This window comes from Actinosynnema sp. NPDC059797, assembly GCF_042732085.1.
Classification (GTDB): Bacteria; Actinomycetota; Actinomycetes; order Mycobacteriales; family Pseudonocardiaceae; genus Actinosynnema.
Genome location: NZ_JBHWIE010000689.1, coordinates 1 through 1,849, shown reverse-complemented (window position 1 = coordinate 1,849; position 1,849 = coordinate 1). Strand labels below are relative to the sequence as shown.

The following is a 1,849-nucleotide window of genomic DNA, read 5'->3' as shown; positions in this document are numbered from 1 at the left end:
GCCGGCCTTGAGCACCGCGAGCACCGCGACGACCAGGTCGAACCCGCGGTCGAGCAGCACGCCGACGAGGTCGCCGGGGCGCACGCCCGAGGCCACGAGGTGGTGGGCCAGCCGGTTGGCCGCCGCGTCCAGTTCGGCGTAGCTCATCCGCGCGCCCCCGAACAGCAGCGCGGTGGCGTCCGGGGCGTCGGCGGCGTGCCCGGCCACGACCTCGTGGGTGCAGCGCTCGTCGACCTCCCGGGCCGGGCCGCTCGCGGAACCGCCCGCGAACCGCGCCCGCTCCGCCGGGGTCAGCACGTCCAGCCGCCCGATCGGCGCGCCGGGGTCGGCGGCGACGGCCGCCAGCACCCGTTCCAGCCGGTCGACCAGCGCGGTCGCGGTGGACCGGTCGAACAGGTCGGCGTTGAACTCCAGCCCGCCGGTGATGCCGCCGGGTCCCTCGGCGAGGCTCAGCGTCAGGTCGAACTTGGCGGTGCCGGTGTCGACCGGCGCCACCTCCGCCTCCAGGCCGGGCAGCGCGAGCCGCGCGCCGGCGTTGTTCTGCACCGCGAACGCCACCTGGAACAGCGGGTGCCTGGCCGGGTCGCGCACCGGGTTCAGCTCCTCGACCAGCCGGTCGAACGGCAGGTCCTGGTGGTCGAACGCGGCGAGGTCGAACTCGCGGACGCGGGCGAGCAGTTCGGTGAAGGTGGGGTCGCCGCTGGTGTCGGTGCGCAGGACGAGGGTGTTGACGAAGAAGCCGACCAGGTCGTCCAGGGCCTCGTCGGCGCGCCCGGCCACCGGGCTGCCCAACGGCACGTCGGTGCCCGCGCCGAGCCTCGTGAGCAGGGCGGCGAAGGCGGCTTGGAGCACCATGAACAGGGTGACGCCGTGGGCGCGCGCCAGGTCGGCCAGCGCGGCGTGCAGGTCCGGGCCGAACGCGACCTCGACCTTGTCACCGCGACCGGCCCCGGCCGAGCGCGGCCGGTCGACGGGCAGCGGCAGCTCGTGCGGCAGGTCGGCCAGCGCGGAGCGCCAGAACTCCAGCTGCGGCGCGGCCAGCGCGTCGAGCAGTTCGCGTTGCCACAGGGTGTAGTCGGCGTAGTGGACGGGTAGTGGGGTCCAGTCGGGTGGGGTGCCGTCGAGTCGGGCGGTGTAGGCGGTGGCGAGGTCGTTGAGCAGTGGTCCCATGGACCAGCCGTCGCCGGCGATGTGGTGCAGGACGAGCAGGAGCACGTGGTGGTCGTCGGCGACGCGCAGCAGGGTCGCGCGCACCGGCGGCTCCGCGGTCAGGTCGAACACCTCGCGCGCGCCGGCCGCCACCGCTGCGTCCACTTCGGACTCCGGGGTCGGCGGCACCGGCAGGGCCACGTCCCCGGCGGGCAGCACCACCTGCCGCGGCTCGCCGTCGACCGGCGGGAACACCGTGCGCAGGGCCTCGTGCCTGCCCACCACGTCCGCCAGCGCCGCGCGCAGCGCGTCCACGTCCAGCGCGCCGCGCAACCGCACGGAGTGCGCCACGTTGTAGGTCGCGCTCGGCCCCTGCAACTGCTCCAGGAACCACAGTCGCGCCTGCGCCGGGGACAGCGGCGTCAGCTCCGGGCGCTCCACCGGCCGCAGCGGGGTGCGGGCGGCGGCGGCCGTGTCCAGGCGGGCGACCACGCCCGCCGGGGTGGGCGCGTCGAACAGGTCGCGGATGCCGACCTCCGCGCCGAGCGCGGTGCGGACGCGGCCGATCAGCTTGGCGGCCAGCAGGGAGTGGCCGCCGAGGGCGAAGAAGTCGTCGTCCAGGCCCACGTGCTCGTCGGGCAGGCCCAGCACGTCGGCGAACAGGCCGACCACGATCTGCTCGCGCGGGGTGCGGGCCGCG

General features: G+C 76.0%; 1 protein-coding gene. It reads right to left on the bottom strand.

The window, feature by feature from the left end; translation table 11 throughout:
- The coding region (locus ACFV4N_RS43325; protein WP_499678523.1) for a condensation domain-containing protein at nt 1-1,849 on the bottom strand (1,849 nt) is incomplete at both ends.